Here is a 21,749-nt window from a genome sequence, read left to right as displayed (position 1 = left end):
GTCGAATAGTGGACCATGGCAGAGCCATTCGTGGTCGTCGGCGGCGACGCCGCGGGACTGAGCGCCGCGAGCAAGTGCAAACGCGAGGCCCCGGAGCGCGAGGTGGTCGTCTACGAGAAGGGCGCGTGGGTCTCCTACGCCCACTGCGGGGAACCCTACTTCGTGAAGGGCGAGGTCGAGAAACTCGAGGACCTCCTCTCGCTGACCCCCGAGGACGTCGCGGAGCGCGACATCGACCTCCACCGGAACCACGAGGTCGTCGGCGTCTCGCCAGACGAGAAGACGGTCACCGTCGATGGTCCGGACGGGGAGTTCGAGCAGGACTACGGCGACCTGCTCGTCGCGACCGGCGCGCGGCCGGTGACCGGCCCGATCCAGGGCTCGGACCTCGACGGCGCGTTTCCGGTCCACGGGCTGGACGACGCGGCCGCCATCCGCGCCTTCCTGCTCGACCCCGACGAGGACGCGCTGGCAGACGTCGGTGGCGAGGCCTACGTCGACCGCGAGCGCGTCGAGCGGTTCGGCGCGATGGAACCCCCGGAGACAGCGGCCATCGTCGGCGGCGGTTACGTCGGCGTCGAGATGGCCGAGGCCCTCTCCGCCCACGGGCTGGACGTCCACGTCTTCCAGCGCGGCGAACGTCCGCTGGGCCCGTTCGGCGAGGCCGTCGGCGACGCGGTCGTCGACCACCTCCGCGAGCAGGGCGTCACCTGGCACCTGAACGAGGAGGTCGCGCGCCTGACCGGCGACGGCCGCGTCGAGCACCTGGAGTGTGTCGGCGGGAGCGCGCTCGATACCGAACTGGCCGTCGTCGGCGTCGGCGTCCGGCCGAACACCGACCTGCTCGACGGGACCGACGTCGAAATCGGCGAAGACGGGGCCGTCGTGGTCGACGAGCACGGCCAGACCAGCGTCGACGGCGTCTACGCGGCGGGCGACTGCGCAGAGGACGACCACGTCGTGACCGGCGAGTCGGCGTGGGTGCCGCTGGGGCTGACCGCCAACCGCGCGGGCCGGGCCGTCGGCACGACGGTCGCGGGCGATCCGACCCCCGTGGGGACCATCGCGGGCACGGCCGTCGTCAAGGCCTTCGACCTGGAGTGCGGTCGGGTCGGCCTGCTCGAAGACGGTGCGCGCGAGGCCGGGTTCGACCCCGTCAGCGAGACGATCACCGCCGGGTCGCGGTCGGGCTACTACCCCGGCGCGGCCGAGACGACGGTGACGCTCGTCGCCGACCGGGAGAGCGAGCGCCTGCTCGGCGGGAGCATCGTCGGCACCGACCGCGCCGCGATCCGGATCGACACGGTCGCGACGGCACTGGAGGGCGAGATGACCGTCGGTGACCTGGAGCGGACGGACCTGGCCTACGCCCCGCCCTTTAGCCCCGTCTGGGACCCGATCCTCGTCGCCGCGAAGGTGCTCGGCGGGAAACTGGAAGATTGATCCCGGCGGCGGTTCCAGCACTCCCCATGCCCGCGGTCACCGTCTACTCCCGCGAGAACTGCCACCTCTGCGAGGAGGCCAAGGCGGCCATCGAGGACGTGGCCGCCGACGTCGATTCCGAGGTGACGATCGAGGAGGTCGACGTCGACGAAGACCCCGACCTCCGCGAGGAGTACGGCGAACGCGTCCCCTACGTGTTCGTCGACGGCCAGCCGAAGTTCAAGTTCCGCGTCGACGCCGCCGAACTCCGGCGGGAACTGGAATCCTGATCGTCCGGACGCCACCGCGTACCGAACCGCCCCGTCGCCGGAGAAGCCGCGGCATTCCGCCGCCCGTTTGCCGATTAGCTGTCCAATAACTAACTCTTCGTCCGGCCTCTCTCCTGTCGAATGGACCGACGGACACTGCTCGCGCTCCTCGGGACGTCGGCCGCCGCCGGCCTCGCCGGCTGTGGCGGCCCCGAGGACCAGGCGTCGCCGACCGGATCGCCGACCGACCAGGAGGACACGCCCATGACTCAGGACGAGACTGCCACGACCGAGGAAGAACAGACGACGGAAGACGACGGGGCCGGCGAGGGCCAGATGGACGACGGTCTCGTCACCGTCACCGTCGACCAGAGCGTCGACGCGACGGTCCAGCGAATCCAGCGCGACGTCGAAAACTCGGACATGACGATCCTCGCGACGGTCGACCACGCCCAGAACGCCGCCTCCGTCGACCGGGACCTCCCGCCGACGCGGCTCGTCATGGTCGGGAACCCCGAGGTGGGGACCCCGCTGATGCAGGCGTCCCGCTCGGTCGCCATCGACCTCCCACAGAAGCTCCTGGTCTGGGACGACAACGGCCAGACGATGGTCACCTACAACGACCCGCAGTATCTCGCCCGCCGCCACGGCATCGAGGGGGAGAACGAACGGCTCAACGCGATCGGCTCCGCGCTGCGCGACCTCGCGACCGGAAGCGACCGCCAGGAGGGGACGGCGACGGGAACGCCGACTCCGACGGCGACCACGACCGACGGCAGTTGACGACCGGCCGGTGACAGGCCAACGGGCGCGGCTCACGGGCGCGCTGCGCCCGTTCGCACATTCGGAGGGCTCGCTACGCTCGCCCTCCCGTCACTCCTCCGACGCAACGGTCGCCTCTGGCAGGTCGTAACTCACGCCCGTCAGTTCCTCGGACACCTCCCAGAGCCGGGCGGCGCGTTCGGGGTCCCGGGAGCGCCGTGAGGGAGTGTCCTCGGCCGGCGGCCCGCGCATGTTCATGAACCCGCTGGGTCCGATGTATTCTCCACCCGAAATTTCGGGGGCGGTCGCGGCGTAGAGCATCGGCAGCGCGCCGTCGGCGGCGTCCTGCGCGAAGACCGCGTTGGCGACCTTCATCGCGAGCAGTCGGAGCCGCGACCCCGACTCCTCGGGGCCGCGATACTGGAGGTTGGTGGCGGCGTATCCCGGATGACAGCCGACGCTGGTGACCGAATCGATGCCGGCCGCGTCGAGGCGGCGATCCAGCTCGAAGGCAAAGAGGAGGTTCGCCAGTTTGCTCTGGGCGTAGGCGCCCCACTCGTCGTAGTCGTCCTCGCCCTGAAGATCAGAGAAGTCCATCTCGCCGCGTTCGTGGAGCCCGCTCGACTGGGTGATCACGCGGCTCTCGCCGTCGGTGTCCCGGAGGACGGAGAGCAGGTGGCCGGTCAGCGCGAAGTGGCCGAGGTGGTTGACGCCGAACTGCGTCTCGAAGCCGTCGGCCGTCTCGCTCCGGGGGATCGCCATCACGCCCGCGTTGTTACAGAGGACGTGCAGGTCGTCGTGGCTCTCCCGGAACCGCTCGGCGAACGCCGCCACGTCCTCGAGGTCGGCCAGGTCCAGTTTCGAGACCGAGAGGTCGGCGGCCGGCTGTTCGCTCCGGATCTCCTCGGCCGCGGACTCGCCGCGGTCGCGGCTCCGGCAGGCCATGACCACCTCCGCGCCGCTGGCGGCGAAGGCCTCCGTGGCCTCGAAGCCGAGGCCGCTGTTCGCGCCGGTCACGATCACCGTCTTCCCTGTGAGGTCCGGCATCTGCACGGTCGTCCACTCGGACATACCCCGACTTGGGGCGCGGGGGACAGAAAACTACTCCTCGTACGGCCAGTTCGGGTCCCGGCGCTCGCCGTCGCGCGGGTCGCGGGTCTCCGGCGCCGCTCCCGCCGTGCAGGCGCCGTGTTCCGCGAAGTTCTCGCGGGCCTCCGACAGCGAGACGTGGTTGGTGTCACCCACGTAGGCAGGATTGTGGAACTGGACGGGGTCGTCCATCCAGTCGCAGACGGGACAGACCTCGTAGGATCCCGGCTGGTCCTCCGGGAGGGACTGGTAGCCACAGCATGGGCAGAAGCCGAGTTCACGCGAAGCCGGGTTCCCGTCGGGTTCCATCGACGGTGTGGGGTTCGACCCCGTCCCACATAGTAGTGCGGTACGGTCCGGGCGCCCGACTCGGCCCCCGCTCACTCCGACTGGGCGGCCTCGACCTTCTCGGCGTGGGACTCGAGTTCCGCCGCGAGTTCGCGGGCCTCCGCCGCCGAGAGCGAGACGTGATCGGCGTGTGGCTCGACGTCAGAGAGCTGCGTGTTGTCGAGTTCGAGTTGCAGTTGCACGTGGTCGGGGTCGTTCCTGGGCGCGGTCACGTTCAGCACCGCCAGTGCCTCCTCCTCGAAACCGTGGCCCTCGACGCGGCCGTCCAGCAGGTCGAACGTCGTGTACGCGTTGACCGTGAGAATGCGATTTGCCATACCCGGGATTTGGTCGGCCGGCACTTCCGCCTTTTTCTTCGACGGGTTCGCCGTCGACGAACCGCGCTCGCTTCATCTCCCGTCGTCATCGGGACGTCCGGTCCCGTTCTCGCGGGGATGCCGGTTCCATCGAATACCGAGTGGAATATCTGCTATCGGGAGCGTGCGAACACGGGAAGCATTATCTCGTCGTCGGTACTCGATTCTCGCATGGCCGAGGAATTTGCTATCGTCGACGCCGGAGAAATCGGGACCGAACCGTTTCCGATATCCGGCGTCGAACATGCGAAACTTACGGAGCTTCTCGGTGCCGAAGACATGCGAGTCAACGCGCTCATCCTCGAGCCCGACGACGTCGTCGACTATCACACTCACGAGCGCCAGGAAGAGATTTACGTCTGCACGAAGGGTCCGGGCCAGGTGTACATCGACGGGGACCTCCACGAGGTGCCGGAGGGTGGCGTAGTACGCGTTGGGGCAGCTGTCCCGAGGCAACTGCTCAACACGACGGAGTCAGCCACCCATCGGTGGGTGATGTTCGGTGCCCCACCTGTCGGAACGGTGGAGGAATTCGGCGAATACGTCCGCTCGGACGGTGGCTACGGTTCCGAGACAGAATGAATAAACTAGGGACTGGCAGTGCGATAGAACGTTCGGATAGAGGGAACGTCGGACTACATAGATCCTCTGTACTGAGCACCAGCATCCGCGCGACCGGAGAGTGCGGTTCACCGAACCCGAACGAAGTGAGGGGTCGGTAGTTTTCCCCAAGCTATTGCAATAGTGAGGGAGCATCGCCCCCTCATAGCCTGCGAACGGGCGACTTCGCCGCCCGTGAGCAGACGGGGTTCGCCGACGGCGGACCCCCGCAGTAAGAAGTAGGTGCTAGTCGTCGGAGGGGATCGGCTGGCCGGTGCCGTCCGTCGGCGCCGGCGAGGCGTTCATGTCGTCCTCGTCGGCGTAGGGGTACCACGTCATCTTCGTGTTGTGCATGTACGGGTCGTCGTAGCTCGTCTCCTCGGCCTCGGCGAGGTCCTGCAGGGCCTCCTCGTCGCGGGCCGCGATGAACTCCCGAAAGCTCTCGCCCGCTTCGCGCTCGGCCTCGTAGGCGGCGAGCAGGTTCTCGATGTAGCCGGGGACCTCGTCGGCGGCGACGCGCATCTCGACCCAGTCGGCGAACTGCGGGTTCTCGCCGAGACCGCCGCCGAGGCCGATGTCGAAGGCCTCGACCGGTTCGCCGTCCTTCCGGGTCTTCATGCCCCGCAGGGAGACGTCGGCGATCTGGGGCTGGGCGCAGGAGGCCGTACAGCCCGAGAGGTGGATGTGGAAGTCCTGCACGCCGTCGGGGAGTTCGACGTTCTCCTTCAGCCAGCGGGCGTAGCGGACCTGGCGGTTCTTCGTCTCGGTGATCGAGAGCGAACAGAACTCCGTGCCGGTACAGGCGATCGAGCCGCGCATGAACGGGTGCGGGTCGGGCGAGTAGTCCTCGAGCAGCGGTTCCTCGAGGAACTCGTCGAGGTCGTCCTCGGGCACGTCGGTGACGATGACGTTCTGGCGCTGGGTCAGACGTACTTCGCCGGAGCCGTACTCCTCGGCGAGTTCGGCGAGTTCCAGCGTGTCGTCGGCGCCCATCCGGCCGACGAGGACGTTCAGGCCGACGTAGTAATTGCCGTCGGGCTGCTGGTGGACGCCCACGTGGTCGCCGTGAACGTCGTCGCCCCCGGCGTTGTAGGTGTATTGGTCGCGCATGTCCTCGCCCGCGGTGGGGAGCTCGAAGTCGACGAACTCCTCCTGCAGGACCGAGCGGACCTTCTCGGGGCCCCACTCGTCGACGAGGAACTTGATGCGGGCGTTGAAGCGGTCGTCGCGGTCGCCGTACTCGCGGAACAGCGCGGACATCCCGGCGGCGACGTCGCTGGCCTGCTCCGGGGGCACCCAGACGTCGATGTCGCGGGCGAGGCGGGCCTCCTTGCGGGCGAGGCCGCCGCCGACCCGGACGTTGAAGCCGAGTTCGCCGTCCTTCTCGGCGGGCTCGAAGGCGAGGTCGTTGATGTCGCCCTGGCCACAGCCCTGGTCACACCCCGTCACTGACACCTTCCACTTCCGGGGCAGGTTCGTGTAGTCGTCGTTGCCCTTGAACGTCTCGTGGAGTTCCTCCGCGACGGGCCAGGCGTCGATGTGTTCGTGTTCGTCCTTCCCGGCGACGGGACAGCCGACGATGTTGCGCCAGGAGTCGCCGCAGGCCTGCTGGGCAGAGAGCCCGTTGGATTCGAGTTTGTCGAAGATCTCCGGGATGTCCTCGAGTTTGATCCAGTGGAGCTGGATCGACTGGCGGGTCGTCCAGTCGCAGTAGGCGTCGCCGAACTCGGGGTTCTCGGCCGGGCCGGTCGCGTACTCCTTCGCGACCTCGCCGATGACCTCGAGTTGCCCGGGTTCGATCACGCCGTTGGGCGTCCCGATGCGCATCATGAAGTAGCTCTCCTGCCCCGATCGCTGGTGGTACAGTCCCCACCACTTGAACCGCTCGAACCAGGCGTCCTGCTCGTCGTCGGGGATCGACTCCCAGCCCTCCTCCGCGAACTCCATGAGATGATCACGGATGTCGTTTCCGTAGACCTCAGATTTCCAGTTCTCGACCTTGCTCGGCATATCAACTAGTCTGGCGTCCCACCCATATACCCGCATTCACCCCGACAAACCTCCCCACCTCTTGGGGCTACCGGAGTTTTTTGCCGATTATTCCGGACGCGCCAGGCGCGTCCGTTTGCGCGGTACGTGGACGCTCTCGGGGACGACGCCGTAGAACCGGCCGTCCTCGGGATCGATGACGCGGCCGACGGTGAGCCAGTCGGTGACGCCCTCGGTGCCACACTGGATGCAGCGGCCGGCGAACCGGGCGTCGACGTCCGGCGGGTCGACGCCCACTTCGACGACGCCCTCGGCCAGGAAATCCGCCATCTGACAGTCACAGAACTCGTGTCTGGCCAGCAGCCAGAGGTCGCTGACGTTGACCTCCCGGGAGTCGTTGACGCTGATCCAGGCGCCGTCGTCGAGCTGGTGGACGTCGGTGGTCATTCAGGCGGCCTTCGCGCCCGGGACACCTGAGTGGTCCGACGCGGACAAAACTCGCCGGGACGGGCGCGGAACGTGCCCCCAGAATCGCCGTGTGAGTCGGCATCACGGGCCGTAGTCAGAGAAAGGCCACACGCTTTGCCGGTATACGGGAGTAGGGGTGAGGATTACGGTTGCGAGAGGCCTTATGGTAGTAGCAGGGGTACAGGGGAGTGATGACTGACAGTGACGGTGTGACCGACGCGTGCCAGTACGCCCCCGCGGACGTCGCCCCGGAGCTATGCGAACCAATCGTGGAGCTGGATTATCGATGACCGAACACGCGACAGACACCGAGACGGACGAAGAGGAAGTGCCTACTGATCACCTCGACGACCTGGACGACGGCTGCGGCTGTGCCGAAGTCTGGGAGCACACGAGCGAGCGCCGCGAGGCCGCCGACGACTGAGATGGCCCCAGGCCGACGGGACTCTTTTACCACCCGTACTCCTATCGAGAACCGATGACTGACGGGCCCGCGGACGGACCGCCCACGGACCGAGAGTCCCCAGTGGGTCGGCCCGTCATCCGAGGTGACCCCACGCTCACCGGCGAGCACGCCGAGCGTGCGGTCGCCTTCGACCCCGAGGACCCCGAGAGCCTCGCCGAGGCCGCCGAGACCGTCCGCCAGTTCTCCCAGAACACGGCCGGCGACCCCGACAACGTCTACATGCTGCGCGGCGCGGCCGCATGCGCCGCGCTGGTCCGCGGCGAGGGCTCGTACAAGGCCGCCGCCGAACGCGCCGGCGGCGACGCCAGCGTCGCCTTCATCCGGAAGTGGTCCCGCGTCCACGACCTCCCCCGGTCGATCCGCCGGCACGTCGCCAAGGGGGAGATCGCCCCCACCGCCGCGAAACACATCGCGCGTGTGGCCGGCGAGGCCCGCCTGCTGCTCGCCTGGGCCGCCCTCGATCACGACCTGACGGTCCGGCAGATCCGGTCGGTCGCCAGCACCGTCAACGACGGTAGCACGGTCAGGGAGGCGCTGGCCGCCGAGGGCGTCACCCTCGGTCGGATGTCGATCGACCTCTCCGAGGCCGCCTACTGTGAACTGCGCCGGCAGGCGGCGCTCGAGGACAGAGAACCGGGGTCGCTCGTCGGCGAGGCCCTCGAGGCCTATCTCGACGACTGACCGCCCGAGGCAATCGTAACTGTTTACCACTGGACCGCCCCACCTTTTCGTGAGGGCCGGTAGCTCAGTCAGGCAGAGCGTCTGGCTTTTAACCAGATGGTCGGGGGTTCAACTCCCTCCCGGCCCGTGTATCCGCGGCTCGCAACTCGCGAGCCGCTGGTGAACGCTGCCGGAGGGTGTTGAATCAGACCGAGGTTCTGCGCGGAGCGCAGGTTCTCGGGCGTGGTTCAACTCCTTCCCAGCTCGTTTTTGCCGCGAACAACTCGTGAGCGGCGAAAACGGCAGGAGAGAGTTGAAGTAGACCAGTCGCGCGCAGCGAAGTTCCCGTGAGCGGAGCGAACGGGAGCACGGGAGAGCGTACTCTCTCGGAGCGAGCACGGCTGGGCGTGGTTCGACTCCACTCCCGGCCCGAAAACCCGTCACCGAAACCGAACGATACCGGGGACTTTACGGCGGCGTCCGGAGCAAGGGCGGATATGGAACGATTCGGCATCAGCGACGAACTGGAACTGCTGGGACTGCTCGTGGGCGCGTTCATGATCCTCGTCGGTATCGGCACGGTCGTCGGACTCCCCTGGCAGACAGCCGAGAGCGCGCTCGTCGGCGTCCTGCAGGTCGTCGGCGGGCTGGTGGCAGTCGCCGTCGGCGCGGCGCTCGTCTGGATCGTCCGGACGGGGCCGAATCCGGCCTGAGGACTGACGACGGCACTCTTTTTGCGAAGAACGTCACGGCGGCGAAAAACCGGCGAGGTCGATCAGTCCTTGACGGGGAGGTAGGCCGCGCCGAGCAGGACGATGGAGGTCAGGAAGCTGACGATGAAGACGCCCCAGATCCCGTTGATACGCTCTGCGAAGTACTCCTGGCGGCTGACGCCCTCCATGTAGCTCTCGATGTCCTGCGAGAGGACGAGCGTGTCGTTGTCGGGGAAGTGGGCGACGTAGTCCTGACCGTTGAGCGTGACGTTGGTGCCCTCGGAGAGGGTCTCGGTGTTCTCCTCGGGAGCGGTCCAGGTGAGTTCGGCGGCACTGGTCGTCACGTTCGAGACGGTGGCGTCGACCGCGGCGCCCTCCTCGGTCGTGTACTCGTACTGGCCGCCCTCGGCGAAGGACTGGGTCTGGGGAGCCGGGAGGTACTCGTCGAGGGGCTGGAGCGACTGGTTCTGGGTGTAGACGACGTGGGGTTCACCGTTGCGGTCGACGGGCTCGTCGTCGACGGCGTCGTCCGCGACGAGCAGCGCGCTGACGTTGAACTCCTCGCGGAGCTGGAACTCGGAGACGTCCGTCCGGTTCTCGATGAGGACGGTCCAGGACTCGTTCTGGTAGGTCGTCGTGGAGCCGTTCTCCAGTGAGGCGCTGGACTGGGCGGACTGGTTCGTCCACGCGAGTTCGCCGCTGCCCTCGGAGACCGAGACCGTGTAGGTCTGGTCGCCAACGGTGTAGAACTCGTCGGACTCGAGCTGTTCGCCCTCGACGTCGATGGCGGGCGGCTGGGGGTCGACGACGTTGATGTAGGCGAACGACCCCACCGCGATGGCGAGGAAGAGCGCGAAGTAAATCGCCGCGGCTCGTCGTTGCATAGTGTGAGGCTGGAGAGCACAGCCTTTAATCGTTACTTTTCGCCAGCGCGAACCGGCGCGGTCACGAGGAGGCCTGACGCGCGCGGTCGCCGTCGCGCTGCTCGTCGGCGTCCCGGACGGACGTGGCGAGCGTCGCCGCGAGCGTCCGGACGGCCAGTTCGTGTTCGGCCTTCGATGCGTGGGCGGCGACCGGGGAGACGATCGGCTGGGCGACCGCGTCGGCGTCGCTCACGCCGCGGGCCTCGAGCGTGCGTTCGGTCACCGCGAGCAACTGGTGGAGATAGAGGAGTTCGTCTTTCCGCATCGCTCTCTCGTACGTGCTGGAGTTCCCTAAACCGCACGACGGCAGTGCCATCACCCGACACGAAGTCGGTACGCGAGTCCGAGCAGGCGGCAACGAACTCACGTCCGGCCTCAGTCAGGTCGCGGACGCGGCAGCGCCCGGTGGCGCCGCGGCGGCACGAGGAAGTTCCCGCGGTGCTGGACGAAGACGTACTCGAGGATGCCGTTGTTGACCCGCTGGCGGATCGCCGGCTCGTCGGTCAGGTCGGCCCCGTTCATCGCGGTCCGGACGTCTTCGAAGGTCGAGATACGCCGTTGCAGCGAGGGGAAGTGGAGGCTGGCGACGTCGTCGTCGGTGGACTCGACGTGCCGGCGGAGGATGCGGACGTTGCCATCGTCGTCGCGGTTCGCGCGCGCGGCCTTCTGGGCGTGACCGACCCGGCCGTGCTCGGCGATCGACTCCCGGATGGCGTCCGGGTCGAGCACCGCGTCGATCCCGCTGTCGCCACCCAGGTTCTCACCGACGCCCTCGACGAGGTCCTCGGCCCCGTGGGTCGGACTGAACATCTCCATGACCCGCGCCTCGAAGTCCTGCTCGTCGTACCAGTCCCCGAGACGCTGGCGGAGGTTCGAGACGTGCTTGGTCGTCCCGCCCGCGAAGGGGCCGTCCCGGATCGTGACGTAGTCCTCCGTCGCCTGGTTGCCGGCAAACCCCGCCGCGAAGCCCATGAACAGCGGGGACTGTTCGGGGACCGGGAGCGAGTCGGGGATGCCGTTGATCGGTTCGCCGCCGCTCGTCTGGCGTTCGGCGGGCATCCCGGGCCCGAAAAAGCCCGTCCGCCGGTCGTCGACGGACGCGACGTCGGCGAGTTTCGCGTCGACCGCGACGCCGTTGGCCTCGCCGCGATCACCGAAGAGTGCCGCCTCGGCTTCGAGGACGACGGCCGCGCGGTCGCTGGCCACGTGCAAGAGCGCGTCCTGCGTGTCGAAGGTGGGGTTCTCGAACCCGGAGAGCCGTCGCGGTTCGGGGAGGTCGACGCTCTCGGGGAGGGACGCTTCGTACCGGTCGAAGTACGAGGGGGAGTAGGCGATCGAGTACACCAGCCCCTCGTTGCTCCGCTCGTAGGCCCGGTCCAGCGTCCCGAGCGCCGCCTCGACGGTCTCCCGGTCCGCCCCAGTCGGGGTGCCGTCGGCGTCGAGATCGAGGTACAGAAAGGTGTGGTGGCGGGGTAACTGGACGTTGCCGTGTTCGTCGCGCCGGACCCGGTCGTTCCAGGCGTGCTGGCGGTCGGGGAGGGTGTCGGGATCCGCGACGCCCCCGGGAACGGGTTCTCCCGCGCGCGGGGCGCGACCGAGGCAGGCGCTCAGGGCGCTCGCACCGCCCATCGCGACGGCGGCTTTCGCGAACTCGCGCCTGGAGAGCGACTCGTCGAGACCGGTCACAGCCGCACCTCCGCGTCGGGCATCTCCAGGAACGCCGTCTCGAACCCCTCGTGTCGGGCCAGTTGCGGCGGCGTCTCCACGGCGATTCCCAGCCGATCGCCTGCGGACACCTCCGTGACGGCGCTCCCGTAGTGATAGCCGAGTTCCGGGTCGAGCGTCGGTTCGAGCGACAGCGATTCGCCGGCCAGCGACCCCGACAGCCCCATCGCGGGGAGGACCATCCGGTTGTACGGGGTGTGCGCGAACACCGCCAGGTACCGGCCGTCGCCGTCGACGCCCGCCGGCGGCTCGTCGTGGAGCGTGACGACGAATCGTGCGTCCCCGCTCTCGGCGGTCCCTCGAACCTCGCCCGGCAGGTCGGACTCGGAACGGACGGTGGCACTGGGTGCCATCGTGTCCATCGGTTCGAGGGCAGCGCGTTCGCCCGCGCGGTCGTCGAACGTCTCGAAGGGCAGGTCGTCGCGCGCGCTCTCGCTGAACTCGAACTCGATCTCGGCGGTCGTCGGCTCGGCGAACCGACCCTGGAACTCGCCGGTCCGGCGGACCTGTTCGGTCGGGATCGAGCCGATGCTGATCGCGGCGGTGTAGGTCCCGTCGCCGTCGCCCTCGACGTTGTTCCCGTAGTGCAGCCCCATCGGCTGGGAGAGCATCGGGTAAATGTTCTCCTGTGAGACCAGCGACCCGTCCCTGGTGAGTTCGAGCGACAGCCCGGCGTTCGGGAGGACGGTCTCCGTGTCGGGGTCCCAGACGACCGCCATCAGGTGCATCGCGTGGCGGTCCTCGATCGGCTTCGCCGTCGTCTCGGTGCCCGTGACGGTCCAGAATCGGTGGGGGTAGCTGTACATCGCGGCGACCTCGTACTCGCCGGCGCTCGCCGAGCCGACCATCTCCATCCCCTCGGAGTGAGTCGGGTAGTAGACCGCGTCCGGGCGGTCTTCGACCAGGTCCGGTTCGCGCACGGAGCGCGTCTCCGTCTCCAGACAGCCACCGACGACCCCCGCACCGACGAGTCCGGCCCCCACCCGGAGGACAGCACGTCTGTTCATCGCCCGGGCGTTGGAATCCGAAACAAAAGCGCGTTCCGGTTCGCGTCACCGGCTCTCACACCGATCGGCGCGCGATCCACGCCGTAAGCCCGACGGCGACGACGGCGGCCGGAGCGCCCGCGCCTGCCCCGTCCCGGGCGGTCTTCGTCGGCCCGTCGTCGGGACCTGCCGTTCCGGTCCCCGCTGCGGTCTCCCCGCCCCCGCCGGAATCGGGCGTCGGGGTGTTCACGCCGATCGGGTCGCGCCGGTCGGGCAGCCGCTCGTACCGGCTGGCGACCGGGTTCCCGGCGACCCTGACCGGGCGGTCGGCTTCGGGGTCGAACCGGCCGTCGCCGTCGTCGGCGTGGATCGCGACCGCGAGGAGCGCCCGTTCGCCCAGTCCGGAGGCGTTCACGCTGATCCCGACGTCGGTGTGCCGGCCGGCCGGCAGCGTCCGGGCGCCCAGGGGGCGACCGAGGGTTCCGTTCTCGAGTTCGTGAACGACGAGGTGGCCCCGGTCGGCGAGCGTCGCCGCAATGACGGGCACGGTCCCGTTCTCGATCGGGCCCGCACCACGGGTGACGACCGACGCGGGTCGCGACGCGCGCGCGACAGATATCCGCTCGCCCGCGGGACCCCCGAGCCACCTGAGCTGGCGGTCCACCTCGGGGTCGAACCCGCCGTCGCCGCCGTCGCCGTCGGCGTGCAGCACGGCCCAGAGAGTCCGATTTCCACTGACGTTCGCCCAGTAGTCCGGGTCGGCCCGGACGGTGACGCCGGTGTGGCGGCCCGCGTCGAGCGGGCGGACGCCGACGACCCGGCCCGGGTCGCCGCCGTCGTCGGCACGCAGGACGAGGTACCCCTCCGTCGAGAGGACCGCCTCCTCGATCACCACGGTCCCGTTCGCCGACAGTTGTGGGTTCGCCGTGACGTGGTTGCCGTGCGCGACGGCGACGCCGGCCCCCAGCACAGCCAGCGCGAGCACCCCGACGAGCGCGGACAGGAGACGCCGCTGCATCTGGACCTCGGTTGGGTCGGCGTGATGTTAGGCGTTCGGTTGCCCGTCACACCAGCGTCTCCGGGCGGTTCGAGAGGTAGTCGAAGACAGCGCCCAGCGTGAAGCCGTAGGCGAAGTGGCTCAACAGCGTCGTCACCGCGTAGAGCGCGATGGTGATCGCGCCGCGACCGACGCCCACGTCGCCGACGAACGCCAGGACGAACCCCGTCCAGAGGACGAATCCGAAGGAGAGCCCCTTCGTCGCGAACGTCTCCCCTGGGAGATAGCCCGCAGTCGAGACGAACAACAGCGGCCAGATCACCATCCCGCCGGCCACGAAGATGAGGTAGCCGACCGTCACTGCCTGGCCGGGGAAGACCACGCCGAGCCCCGTCAGGTCCGAGAGCGTCCCGAACGCGGCCGTGTCGAACACGCCCAGCGCCGCCGCCACGAAGAGCCCGACGCTCATCGCCGCGGTGCCGACGAGTCCCCCGAGGGCGCCGATGATCCCGTCCGTGACGATCCCCGTCAGGTGATCGAAGTCCGGCTGGGCGGTCCTGCCCTGCACGTCCCGGTCGAACTCGTCCCGGTTCGTCCCCGTGTCCCTGTCGGCCATAGCACCGAACGGACGGCCCGCACGTGAAAAAGCGTTCGTACGGGTCCCATCCACGTTGCTAACGCGTCCGACCGGTGTGCCGGTTTCGTGCCCTGTTGCTCACGAGTCGTTCGCGACACAGAAGCCAAGGGCCGGATTTGAACCGGCGATGATCCGCTCTGCAGGCGGACGCGTTCGGCCGGACTCTGCCACCTTGGCGCACTCGAACCTAGTCGAGAATCGCGTTTAAGCGTAGCGGTCTCGGTCAGTAGGACCTGGGCAGCCCCAGCGTGTGTTCGGCGATGTGGTTGCGCATCATCTGCGAGGAGCCCGGCGCGACCGTCCCCAGCCGACTCCCCTTCCACATCTCGACGATCATGTAATCGCGGCTGAATCCGTTGCCGCCGTGGGTCTGGAGCGTGACGTCCGTCGCCTCGTGGCCCGCCTCCGTCGCGCGCAGTTTCGCCATGTTCGAGATCTCCGCCGTCTTCTTCATGCCCTCGGTCCCGTCGGTCTCGTCCAGCATCCAGGCCGCCTTCTGCACCAGTAACTTCGCCGCCTGGATCTTCGAGTACGAGTCCGCCAGTGGATGCTGGATCGCCTGGTGGGCCCCGATCGGCTCGTCGAACACCACCCGATCGCTGGCGTAGTCGACCGCCCGCTCGATCGCGTTGCGTCCCACACCGATGGCGCCGGCCGCCCCGACCAGCCGTTCCGGGTTCACGGTGTCGAACAGCTGGTACAGCCCCATGTCTCGCGTGCCGATGATGTCGTCCGCGCTCGCCTCGTAGCCGTCGAATGACAGCTCGAACTGCTTCTCCGGCGTCGGGATGCCCACGTCGAGTTCCCGCCGCTCGACGTTCTCGTCCTGCGGGTCGACCAAAAAGAGCGTAATCCCCTGCGTCCGCTTCGCCACCGCGTCCTTGGGCGTCGTCCGCGCCACCAGCAGCATCCGATCGGCCTCGTCGACGCCGCTGATCCACTGTTTCGACCCGTCGATCAGGAAGGTCCCATCTTCCTGCTCCGCCGCGACCGTGTCCAGGTTCGGCGCGTTGTGCCCCGCGTTCGGCTCGGTCAGCGCCATACAGAAGTTGAGGTCACCGTTCACCAGCGGCTCGAGCAGTTCCTCCTTTTGCTCCTCGGTCCCGTGTTCGGTCAGCGTCACCGCCCCGAAGACCACGTTGACCACGAACAGCATCTCCGCGCCCATGCTCCCGTGGGCGACCAGTTCCTCCACGATCGTCGTCAGCTCCGAGATCCCCATCCCCTCGCCGCCGTACTCCTCCGGCACCGTGACGCCGAGAAACCCCGCGTCCGCACAGTCCTGCCAGAACTCCGTCGGTGCCATCCCCTCCGACACCTGCCGCCAGTACGTGTCGTCGTAGTCGCTCGCCACTTCACGCGCCGTCTCGCGCATCATCCGATGCGTCTCCGACTCCGCGAACCCGTCTGTGAATGACATGCACAGTACGTGGGGCTACCACGGGATAAAGGTATGAACTATGAACGACCGGTCGGTTGCCGGTCGTTCGAAAGATACGAACCCCCGGTTACGGGGGTTCGAAATGAAACGACCCCCACACGGCGGATGCCGTGCGAGGGTCGAATATGAATGGAGGCGGCGAACCGGGTCTCCCAGAGGCTCGCGCACTCCAGTAGGCCCCGGAACGCTGGCGGGCTTAACTTCCGTGTTCGGGATGGGTACGGGTGTAACCCCGCCGCTGTGGCCGCCTTAACGCCGACTCGCGGAATCGAACCGCGACAGTGCCAGTGTCGGTGTCTCGAACTCGTCTCCGAGTTCGAGGCGTGTAAGGCTAATCTTACAACCTGTGTGGTACGTGCGATCCAGTTAGCGCCTGGACTCGTGTGGAATCGAGTCTCAATGCGGTATGATTGGTGGCTTCGATCTGTTAGTTCTCGCGGGCTAAACACCTCGTCACCTCGGTGCGTACACCCCGAGTCTATCGAACTCGTCTTCTACGAGTGATCTCAGCGGTATCTCTTTTCCAGGTGGGTTTCGAGCTTAGATGCGTTCAGCTCTTACCCCGTGTTGCGTGGCTGCCCGGCACGTGCCCTCTCGGACAACCGGTACACCAGTGGCAACCATCCGTAGTTCCTCTCGTACTATACGGACGTTCCCGTCAGATACCATGACACCCCCAATAGATAGCAGCCGACCTGTCTCACGACGGTCTAAACCCAGCTCACGACCTCCTTTAATAGGCGAACAACCTCACCCTTGCCCGCTGCTGCACGGGCAGGATGGAGGGAACCGACATCGAGGTAGCAAGCCACTCGGTCGATATGTGCTCTTGCGAGTGACGACTCTGTTATCCCTAGGGTAGCTTTTCTGTCATCAATGGCCCGCATCGGGCGGGCGCATTGGTTCGCTAGACCACGCTTTCGCGTCAGCGTCCCTCGTTGGGCAGGACACTGTCAAGCCATCTTTTGCTCTTGCGCTCTTCTCCGGGTCTCCGACCCGGATGAGATGGCCTTAGGGCGCGCTCGATATCTTTTCAAGCGCGTACCGCCCCAGTCAAACTGCCCGGCTATTGGTGTCCTCCTCCCGGAGTGAGGGTCACAGTCACTAACGGGTAGTGTTTCATGTGTGCCTGGGTGGCCCGCTAGCGCGGGTACCTCTGTAACGGCTCCTACCTACTCTGCACATTAGCGACCATGTCCCAGCAACAGCCTGCAGTAAAGCTCCATAGGGTCTTCGCTTCCCCTTGGGGGTCTCCAGACTCCGCACTGGAACGTACAGTTCACCGGGCCCAACGTTGGGACAGTGGCGCTCTCGTTAATCCATTCATGCAAGCCGCTACTGAAGCGGCAAGGTACTACGCTACCTTAAGAGGGTCATAGTTACCCCCGCCGTTGACGGGTCCTTCGTCCTCTTGTACGAGGTGTTCAGATACCCGCACTGGGCAGGATTCAGTGACCGTACGAGTCCTTGCGGATTTGCGGTCACCTATGTTGTTACTAGACAGTCGGAGCGCCCGAGTCACTGCGGCCTGCCCCTTTCCGGGGCAGGCATCCCTTATCGCGAACTTACGGGACTAACTTGCCGAATTCCCTAACGTCGGTTGTCCCCGACAGGCCTTGGCTTTCGCCGCCACGAGCACCTGTGTCGGATCTCGGTACGAACACTGTGCTCCCTTTTCACGGGCCCCAGGTTGAACCAGCTTGCGGTATCCCGCCGTTCGTCCGCTTCGTGCCATTACGGCTTCCACGGATTTGGACGGTTCCACCGGGCGAAGGCCCGGTCTGGTCGACCCCGAGGCGTCGGTTTCACTGCACAGTGGCACTGGAATATTAACCAGTTTCCCTTTTGTCCGTCGCGAGTTACGAACGGACTTAGGATCGGCTAACCCTCGGTTGACGAACAGTGCCGAGGAACCCTTGCTCGTAAGGCCGTCGGGATTCTTACCCGACTATCGCTGCTACTATGGCCAGGATTTTCGTCACTAATCGGTCCACAGGAGTTCTCACCCCTGCTTCCATCCAATTAGAGCGCCGACCTACGCGGTCGCCCGGTCAAGGGCGCGGCTAGGTCTCGGTGGTGGACTTGAGCCCCGATCATTTTGGGCGCCCCGAACCTCGGCCGGTAAGCTGTTACGCTTTTCTTAGAGGGTAGCTGCTTCTAAGCTCACCTCCCGGCTGTTTAGGGCTCGGGACAACCTTCGATCGCACTTAGTCCACACTTGGGGACCTTAACCCAGCTCTGGGTTGTCTCCCTCACGGTGCACAGGCTTACCCCGCACACCGGACTCCCCGCGTCGACAGCGTCCGTAGGTTCGGAGTTTGACAGCCGAGCCGACTCCTCTCGGAGGCGGACACGGCAATCGGTCGCTCTACCCCACGGACTACCTCGGCGGAGGTCATGCTTCGACATGTTTCGGTCGGAACCAGCTGTTTCCGGGTTCGATGGGCCTTTCACCCCTACACGTAGGTCACGGGAGGGTATTGTAGGACACCATCCCTAGCAGACTTCCACGTGCCTTTCGGCACGCTTCATCTTGCCCACGCGTAGATCACCCGGTTTCGGGTCGTACCCGTTTGACTCCCCGCGCTTGAACACGGCGGCCCTGGCGCAAAGCGCTGCGGCCATGTCGGTTTCCCTATGCCTTCCCCGATGAACGGGTTAGACTCGCCAAACAAGTACACTCCCTGGCTCGTTTTTCAAAACGTACGACGGAACACCGGCTTCCTGTGAGTCCTACGGGAGGGTCGCCCCTCGATCGTTCGTCACAGGACCTTTCGTGCCCCGTCGCTCCATCGCCAACTGATTTCAAGCCCTATTGCACCTCCCTTCTGAGGGTGCTTTGCAGCGTTCGCTCACGCTACTTTTCCACTATCGGTCTCAGGTAGTATTTAGCCTTGGCAGTCGATGCCTGCCGTATTCACGAGGGATTTCCAACCCCCGATACTCTGGAACTGACGCACACCGTACTGGTCTTCATTACGGGGTTGTCACCCTGTTTCACGCTCCGTTCCAGGAGACTTCGTGAAGACGATCCGGTGATGAGAGTCAGCCCATACACCACATTGCCCGAAGGCTTCGGTTTGGGCTACGTCGCGTTCACTCGCGGTTACTAACGACATCACATTCGTTTTCTTTTCCTGCCGGTACTGAGATGTTTCAATTCCCGGCGTTCCCCATTGCGCAAAGCAATTGCGAGAGGATTCCTATTCGGAGATCCGTGGTTCTTCCCCTCCGTGCGGGTCCCCACGGCTTATCGCAGCTTGGCACGTCCTTCATCGGCACCTGAGCCGAGCTATCCACCAGCTGGCATAGTAGCCAATCGCTGATGATGATCCGGACTGATCCGGATCTCGTTGGTGACCCGGACTAGGTCCGGGTCGTGTAGTGACTCGGAATAATTCCGAGTCGCGTCGTTAAGACTCGATAAACTGCACACGAGTCCAGTGGACGCCTGGATCGCACGTACACACAGTGTCATCTGCAACGCCCGGTGGTAGCCGGTGCGTGCATCAACCCTTCCCACCCGCGTTCACACGGGGTGGTGCATCGGTCTTCCGTACCCGAGTCGAGTGGTGTGCCCCACTTAAGGGGCACGGTTCGAGTCGGGGACGGGGTATGGACCCACTGGGATTTGAACCCAGGGCCTCCGCCTTGCAAAGGCGGCGCTCTGCCGCTGAGCTATGGGCCCGTCCCTGCGGACGAATGTTAGCCCTGGCAGTTCATAGGTGCTCGGTCGGTTCGTGGCGCGAACGTGTGATACCGAAAGGTGGGCTGAGGCGAACCTCAGTCCCGATCAGTGGAGGTGATCCAGCCGCAGATTCCCCTACGGCTACCTTGTTACGACTTAAGCCCCCTTGCGAAGCCCAGATTCGACCACCGCATGGTGGCCTCATCCGGACCTCACTCGGGTGCTTTGACGGGCGGTGTGTGCAAGGAGCAGGGACGTATTCGCCGCGCGCTGATGACACGCGACTACTACCGAATCCAGCTTCATGCGGGCGAGTTTCAGCCCGCAATCCGAACTACGACCGGGTTTCGGAGATTAGCGTCCCCTCTCGGGGTAGCTTCCCACTGTCCCGGCCATTGTAGCCCGCGTGTTGCCCAGCACATTCGGGGCATACTGACCTACCGTTGCCCGTTCCTTCCTCCGCTTTAGCAGCGGCAGTCTCCCTAGTGTACCCAGCCAACACAAGGTTGCTGCTGGCAACTAGGGATGCGGGTCTCGCTCGTTGCCTGACTTAACAGGACGCCTCACGGTACGAGCTGACGGCGGCCATGCACCTCCTCTCAGTAGCTCCGATAAGACCATCAGCCTGATCTTCACTGCTACTGTCGGTGCTGGTGAGATGTCCGGCGTTGAGTCCAATTAAACCGCAGGCTCCTCCGGTTGTAGTGCTCCCCCGCCAATTCCTTTAAGTTTCATCCTTGCAGACGTACTTCCCAGGCGGCTCGCTTCTCGGCTTCCCTACGGCACAGCGCAGGCTCGTAGCCTGCGCCACACCTAGCGAGCATCGTTTACAGCTAGGACTACCCGGGTATCTAATCCGGTTCGAGACCCTAGCTTTCGTCCCTCACCGTCGGGTCCGTTTTTCCAAGGTGCTTTCGCCATCGGTGGTCCGTCCAGGATTACGGGATTTCACTCCTACCCCGGACGTACCCCTTGGATCTCCCGGCCCCAAGCCGAACAGTTTTCGCCGGACGCCTGCCCGTTAAGCGGGCAGATTTCCCGACGAACTTGCTCGGCCGGCTACGGACGCTTTAGGCCCAATAATAGCGGCCATCACTTGTGCTGCCGGTATTACCGCGGCGGCTGGCACCGGTCTTGCCCAGCACTTGTTCCTGTACCACCTTACGGTACAGAAAAGCGAGGACTGTATGCCCTCGCACTCGGAGTCCCCCTATCGCACTGTCGTGCAGTGTAAAGGTTTCGCGCCTGCTGCGCCCCGTAGGGCCCGGAATCTTGTCTCAGATTCCGTCTCCGGGTTCTTGCTCTCACAACCCGTACCGATTATCGGCACGGTGGGCCGTTACCCCACCGTCTACCTAATCGGCCGCAGCCACATCCTATGGCGCCGGAGCGTTTCCAGCTCTCTGCACTCCAGCATGAGAGCTGTATTGGAGATTAGCCTCAGTTTCCCGAGGTTGTCTCCATCCATAGGGCAGTTTGGCCACGTGTTACTGAGCTATCTGCCACGGGTCTAAACCCGTGCGACTAGCATGGCTAAATCGGACTCCGATAGCAATGGCCTCCGGCAGGATCAACCGGAATGTCTCCTGGCCGAAGCCAGGAGGGATAGGCGGGACACACCCCGGATGGGGTGTGCTCTATCGAAGGTATAACACGTTCGACGACACACGGACCGACCGAGTGTCACCGAACTGCCAGGGCTAACATCAGATCCCATCTATACGGCGGACCGCAGGGGTGGAATCCTCATGTTTCGCGGACCTAATTGTACACCGGGTGAGCCCATAAGGGCTTCGGTGTTCGTTCGGACCGCGGCCCGGGCGATGTCGGCCCCGAGCCGGCCTCGTCTACATCAACCCAAATGCCCTGTTACACTTAAGGGCATCGGATCGGTCGTCCGGGAAATCGCATCCCGGAACGGCCGTGCGCGTTTGCCTGAATCCCCTTGATACACTTAAGGGGATCGATGCAGACTGGCGGGCAGTGGGCGTCGACCCACCGCCCCGCCTTCGTATTTCTTCAGAAGGGGGTGTTTTACTTAAGGCCGTCGAAGCGGAGGCGCTTCGGCAGTCGGTCACGTGGGAGACGCTCGCGCGCGATCGACTACCTGATTGATCTCGTATGTGTGTTCGATCTGGTAAATGGGGTGTCCGCGACGTAGAAACTGTCGCGTGGGCGGAGGCCGACCGGTCATCCCGCGCGTGGTGCGT

Annotated in this window: 19 protein-coding genes, 3 tRNA genes and 3 rRNA genes; 8 read left to right on the top strand and 17 right to left on the bottom strand. The window is 65.8% G+C overall.

Annotation, left to right across the window (positions count from 1 at the left end):
- Nucleotides 1-15: 15 nt before the first annotated feature.
- From U5918_RS12165 to U5918_RS12155, 3 genes are all read left to right on the top strand, one after another.
- Nucleotides 16-1,443, top strand: coding sequence for an FAD-dependent oxidoreductase (locus U5918_RS12165; protein ID WP_336001622.1), 1,428 nt, complete (start codon nucleotides 16-18; stop codon nucleotides 1,441-1,443).
- Between the two features lie 26 nt (nucleotides 1,444-1,469).
- Nucleotides 1,470-1,712, top strand: a complete 243-nt coding sequence (locus tag U5918_RS12160; protein WP_336001621.1) for a glutaredoxin family protein — start codon at nucleotides 1,470-1,472, stop codon at nucleotides 1,710-1,712.
- A 120-nt stretch (nucleotides 1,713-1,832) separates the two neighbouring features.
- Nucleotides 1,833-2,474 carry a DUF302 domain-containing protein gene (locus U5918_RS12155; protein ID WP_336001620.1) on the top strand — a complete coding sequence of 214 codons (642 nt, stop codon included), beginning with the start codon at nucleotides 1,833-1,835 and terminating at the stop codon, nucleotides 2,472-2,474.
- 90 nt (nucleotides 2,475-2,564) lie between these two features.
- Here the strand turns inward: U5918_RS12155 and U5918_RS12150 are convergent, their stop codons facing one another.
- The 3 genes from U5918_RS12150 to U5918_RS12140 all read right to left on the bottom strand — a co-directional run bounded on the left by U5918_RS12150 (nucleotide 2,565) and on the right by U5918_RS12140 (nucleotide 4,207).
- Nucleotides 2,565-3,524 (bottom strand): oxidoreductase, encoded by a 960-nt coding sequence (locus U5918_RS12150; protein WP_336001619.1) that lies wholly within the window; start codon nucleotides 3,522-3,524, stop codon nucleotides 2,565-2,567.
- 30 nt (nucleotides 3,525-3,554) lie between these two features.
- Nucleotides 3,555-3,851: a CPCC family cysteine-rich protein gene (locus tag U5918_RS12145; RefSeq protein WP_336001618.1), complete on the bottom strand. Its 297-nt coding sequence runs from the start codon at nucleotides 3,849-3,851 to the stop codon at nucleotides 3,555-3,557.
- 71 nt (nucleotides 3,852-3,922) lie between these two features.
- On the bottom strand, nucleotides 3,923-4,207 hold the full coding sequence (locus U5918_RS12140) for a DUF6360 family protein (RefSeq protein WP_336001617.1): 285 nt from the start codon (nucleotides 4,205-4,207) through the stop codon (nucleotides 3,923-3,925).
- Nucleotides 4,208-4,417: 210 nt separating this feature from the next.
- Between U5918_RS12140 and U5918_RS12135 the strand changes: the two genes are divergently transcribed.
- On the top strand, nucleotides 4,418-4,828 hold the full coding sequence (locus U5918_RS12135; RefSeq protein WP_336001616.1) for a cupin domain-containing protein: 411 nt from the start codon (nucleotides 4,418-4,420) through the stop codon (nucleotides 4,826-4,828).
- Between the two features lie 264 nt (nucleotides 4,829-5,092).
- Here the strand turns inward: U5918_RS12135 and U5918_RS12130 are convergent, their stop codons facing one another.
- Both U5918_RS12130 and U5918_RS12125 read right to left on the bottom strand, forming a co-directional pair.
- Nucleotides 5,093-6,856 carry a nitrite/sulfite reductase gene (locus tag U5918_RS12130; protein ID WP_336001615.1) on the bottom strand — a complete coding sequence of 588 codons (1,764 nt, stop codon included), beginning with the start codon at nucleotides 6,854-6,856 and terminating at the stop codon, nucleotides 5,093-5,095.
- A gap of 87 nt (nucleotides 6,857-6,943) precedes the next feature.
- Nucleotides 6,944-7,282, bottom strand: a complete 339-nt coding sequence (locus U5918_RS12125) for a DUF8134 family protein (protein WP_336001614.1) — start codon at nucleotides 7,280-7,282, stop codon at nucleotides 6,944-6,946.
- Nucleotides 7,283-7,589: 307 nt separating this feature from the next.
- Here U5918_RS12125 and U5918_RS12120 point away from each other — a divergent pair, with 307 nt between their 5' ends.
- The 4 genes from U5918_RS12120 to U5918_RS12105 all read left to right on the top strand — a co-directional run bounded on the left by U5918_RS12120 (nucleotide 7,590) and on the right by U5918_RS12105 (nucleotide 9,142).
- Nucleotides 7,590-7,727, top strand: a complete 138-nt coding sequence (locus U5918_RS12120) for a hypothetical protein (RefSeq protein ID WP_336001613.1) — start codon at nucleotides 7,590-7,592, stop codon at nucleotides 7,725-7,727.
- A gap of 54 nt (nucleotides 7,728-7,781) precedes the next feature.
- Nucleotides 7,782-8,450, top strand: coding sequence for a DUF7119 family protein (locus U5918_RS12115; protein WP_336001612.1), 669 nt, complete (start codon nucleotides 7,782-7,784; stop codon nucleotides 8,448-8,450).
- A gap of 53 nt (nucleotides 8,451-8,503) precedes the next feature.
- Nucleotides 8,504-8,577, top strand: a tRNA-Lys gene (locus U5918_RS12110).
- A 349-nt stretch (nucleotides 8,578-8,926) separates the two neighbouring features.
- Entirely contained in the window at nucleotides 8,927-9,142 is a 216-nt protein-coding gene (locus tag U5918_RS12105; protein ID WP_336001611.1) for a DUF8123 family protein, read from the top strand.
- A 62-nt stretch (nucleotides 9,143-9,204) separates the two neighbouring features.
- Here the strand turns inward: U5918_RS12105 and U5918_RS12100 are convergent, their stop codons facing one another.
- The 12 genes from U5918_RS12100 to U5918_RS12045 form a co-directional block, all read right to left on the bottom strand.
- On the bottom strand, nucleotides 9,205-10,026 hold the full coding sequence (locus tag U5918_RS12100) for a hypothetical protein (RefSeq protein ID WP_336001610.1): 822 nt from the start codon (nucleotides 10,024-10,026) through the stop codon (nucleotides 9,205-9,207).
- A gap of 61 nt (nucleotides 10,027-10,087) precedes the next feature.
- A complete protein-coding gene (locus U5918_RS12095; RefSeq protein WP_336001609.1) occupies nucleotides 10,088-10,330 on the bottom strand; it encodes a UPF0058 family protein in 243 nt (80 codons plus the stop codon).
- Between the two features lie 110 nt (nucleotides 10,331-10,440).
- The gene (locus tag U5918_RS12090) at nucleotides 10,441-11,694 is read right to left on the bottom strand and encodes a DUF7405 family protein (protein WP_336003329.1); all 1,254 of its coding nucleotides are present in this window, start codon (nucleotides 11,692-11,694) and stop codon (nucleotides 10,441-10,443) included.
- Between the two features lie 53 nt (nucleotides 11,695-11,747).
- On the bottom strand, nucleotides 11,748-12,797 hold the full coding sequence (locus U5918_RS12085) for a DUF7350 domain-containing protein (RefSeq protein WP_336001608.1): 1,050 nt from the start codon (nucleotides 12,795-12,797) through the stop codon (nucleotides 11,748-11,750).
- 55 nt (nucleotides 12,798-12,852) lie between these two features.
- Nucleotides 12,853-13,794 carry a DUF7282 domain-containing protein gene (locus tag U5918_RS12080; protein WP_336001607.1) on the bottom strand — a complete coding sequence of 314 codons (942 nt, stop codon included), beginning with the start codon at nucleotides 13,792-13,794 and terminating at the stop codon, nucleotides 12,853-12,855.
- Between the two features lie 46 nt (nucleotides 13,795-13,840).
- On the bottom strand, nucleotides 13,841-14,389 hold the full coding sequence (locus U5918_RS12075) for a DUF6789 family protein (protein ID WP_336001606.1): 549 nt from the start codon (nucleotides 14,387-14,389) through the stop codon (nucleotides 13,841-13,843).
- Between the two features lie 122 nt (nucleotides 14,390-14,511).
- Nucleotides 14,512-14,587: transfer RNA gene (locus tag U5918_RS12070), tRNA-Cys, on the bottom strand.
- 46 nt (nucleotides 14,588-14,633) lie between these two features.
- Nucleotides 14,634-15,830 carry an acyl-CoA dehydrogenase family protein gene (locus U5918_RS12065; protein ID WP_336001605.1) on the bottom strand — a complete coding sequence of 399 codons (1,197 nt, stop codon included), beginning with the start codon at nucleotides 15,828-15,830 and terminating at the stop codon, nucleotides 14,634-14,636.
- Between the two features lie 151 nt (nucleotides 15,831-15,981).
- Nucleotides 15,982-16,103, bottom strand: a 5S ribosomal RNA gene (gene rrf / locus U5918_RS12060).
- 156 nt (nucleotides 16,104-16,259) lie between these two features.
- Nucleotides 16,260-19,175 (bottom strand): 23S ribosomal RNA (locus U5918_RS12055).
- Between the two features lie 292 nt (nucleotides 19,176-19,467).
- Nucleotides 19,468-19,539 (bottom strand) — tRNA-Ala (locus U5918_RS12050).
- Between the two features lie 109 nt (nucleotides 19,540-19,648).
- A 16S ribosomal RNA gene (locus tag U5918_RS12045) occupies nucleotides 19,649-21,120 on the bottom strand.
- Together the 16S, 23S and 5S rRNA genes with 1 tRNA gene alongside form the textbook arrangement of a ribosomal RNA operon.
- Nucleotides 21,121-21,749: the final 629 nt, after the last annotated feature.

It is taken from the genome of Halorientalis sp. LT38 (assembly GCF_037031225.1).
Classification (GTDB): Archaea; Halobacteriota; Halobacteria; order Halobacteriales; family Haloarculaceae; genus Halorientalis; species Halorientalis halophila.
Note: the sequence above shows the minus strand (reverse complement) of the source record. Positions and strands in the feature narration are given on the sequence as shown.

What these genes read in the sequence shown, in the direction of transcription:
- U5918_RS12165 (WP_336001622.1), top strand. Translation starts at nt 16, where the DNA reads ATGGCAGAGCCATTCGTGGTCGTCGGCGGCGACGCCGCGGGACTGAGC.
- U5918_RS12160 (WP_336001621.1), top strand. Translation starts at nt 1,470, where the DNA reads ATGCCCGCGGTCACCGTCTACTCCCGCGAGAACTGCCACCTCTGCGAG.
- U5918_RS12155 (WP_336001620.1), top strand. Translation starts at nt 1,833, where the DNA reads ATGGACCGACGGACACTGCTCGCGCTCCTCGGGACGTCGGCCGCCGCC.
- U5918_RS12150 (WP_336001619.1), bottom strand. Translation starts at nt 3,524, where the DNA reads ATGTCCGAGTGGACGACCGTGCAGATGCCGGACCTCACAGGGAAGACG.
- U5918_RS12145 (WP_336001618.1), bottom strand. Translation starts at nt 3,851, where the DNA reads ATGGAACCCGACGGGAACCCGGCTTCGCGTGAACTCGGCTTCTGCCCA.
- U5918_RS12140 (WP_336001617.1), bottom strand. Translation starts at nt 4,207, where the DNA reads ATGGCAAATCGCATTCTCACGGTCAACGCGTACACGACGTTCGACCTG.
- U5918_RS12135 (WP_336001616.1), top strand. Translation starts at nt 4,418, where the DNA reads ATGGCCGAGGAATTTGCTATCGTCGACGCCGGAGAAATCGGGACCGAA.
- U5918_RS12130 (WP_336001615.1), bottom strand. Translation starts at nt 6,856, where the DNA reads ATGCCGAGCAAGGTCGAGAACTGGAAATCTGAGGTCTACGGAAACGAC.
- U5918_RS12125 (WP_336001614.1), bottom strand. Translation starts at nt 7,282, where the DNA reads ATGACCACCGACGTCCACCAGCTCGACGACGGCGCCTGGATCAGCGTC.
- U5918_RS12120 (WP_336001613.1), top strand. Translation starts at nt 7,590, where the DNA reads ATGACCGAACACGCGACAGACACCGAGACGGACGAAGAGGAAGTGCCT.
- U5918_RS12115 (WP_336001612.1), top strand. Translation starts at nt 7,782, where the DNA reads ATGACTGACGGGCCCGCGGACGGACCGCCCACGGACCGAGAGTCCCCA.
- U5918_RS12105 (WP_336001611.1), top strand. Translation starts at nt 8,927, where the DNA reads ATGGAACGATTCGGCATCAGCGACGAACTGGAACTGCTGGGACTGCTC.
- U5918_RS12100 (WP_336001610.1), bottom strand. Translation starts at nt 10,026, where the DNA reads ATGCAACGACGAGCCGCGGCGATTTACTTCGCGCTCTTCCTCGCCATC.
- U5918_RS12095 (WP_336001609.1), bottom strand. Translation starts at nt 10,330, where the DNA reads ATGCGGAAAGACGAACTCCTCTATCTCCACCAGTTGCTCGCGGTGACC.
- U5918_RS12090 (WP_336003329.1), bottom strand. Translation starts at nt 11,694, where the DNA reads ATGGGCGGTGCGAGCGCCCTGAGCGCCTGCCTCGGTCGCGCCCCGCGC.
- U5918_RS12085 (WP_336001608.1), bottom strand. Translation starts at nt 12,797, where the DNA reads ATGAACAGACGTGCTGTCCTCCGGGTGGGGGCCGGACTCGTCGGTGCG.
- U5918_RS12080 (WP_336001607.1), bottom strand. Translation starts at nt 13,794, where the DNA reads ATGCAGCGGCGTCTCCTGTCCGCGCTCGTCGGGGTGCTCGCGCTGGCT.
- U5918_RS12075 (WP_336001606.1), bottom strand. Translation starts at nt 14,389, where the DNA reads ATGGCCGACAGGGACACGGGGACGAACCGGGACGAGTTCGACCGGGAC.
- U5918_RS12065 (WP_336001605.1), bottom strand. Translation starts at nt 15,830, where the DNA reads ATGTCATTCACAGACGGGTTCGCGGAGTCGGAGACGCATCGGATGATG.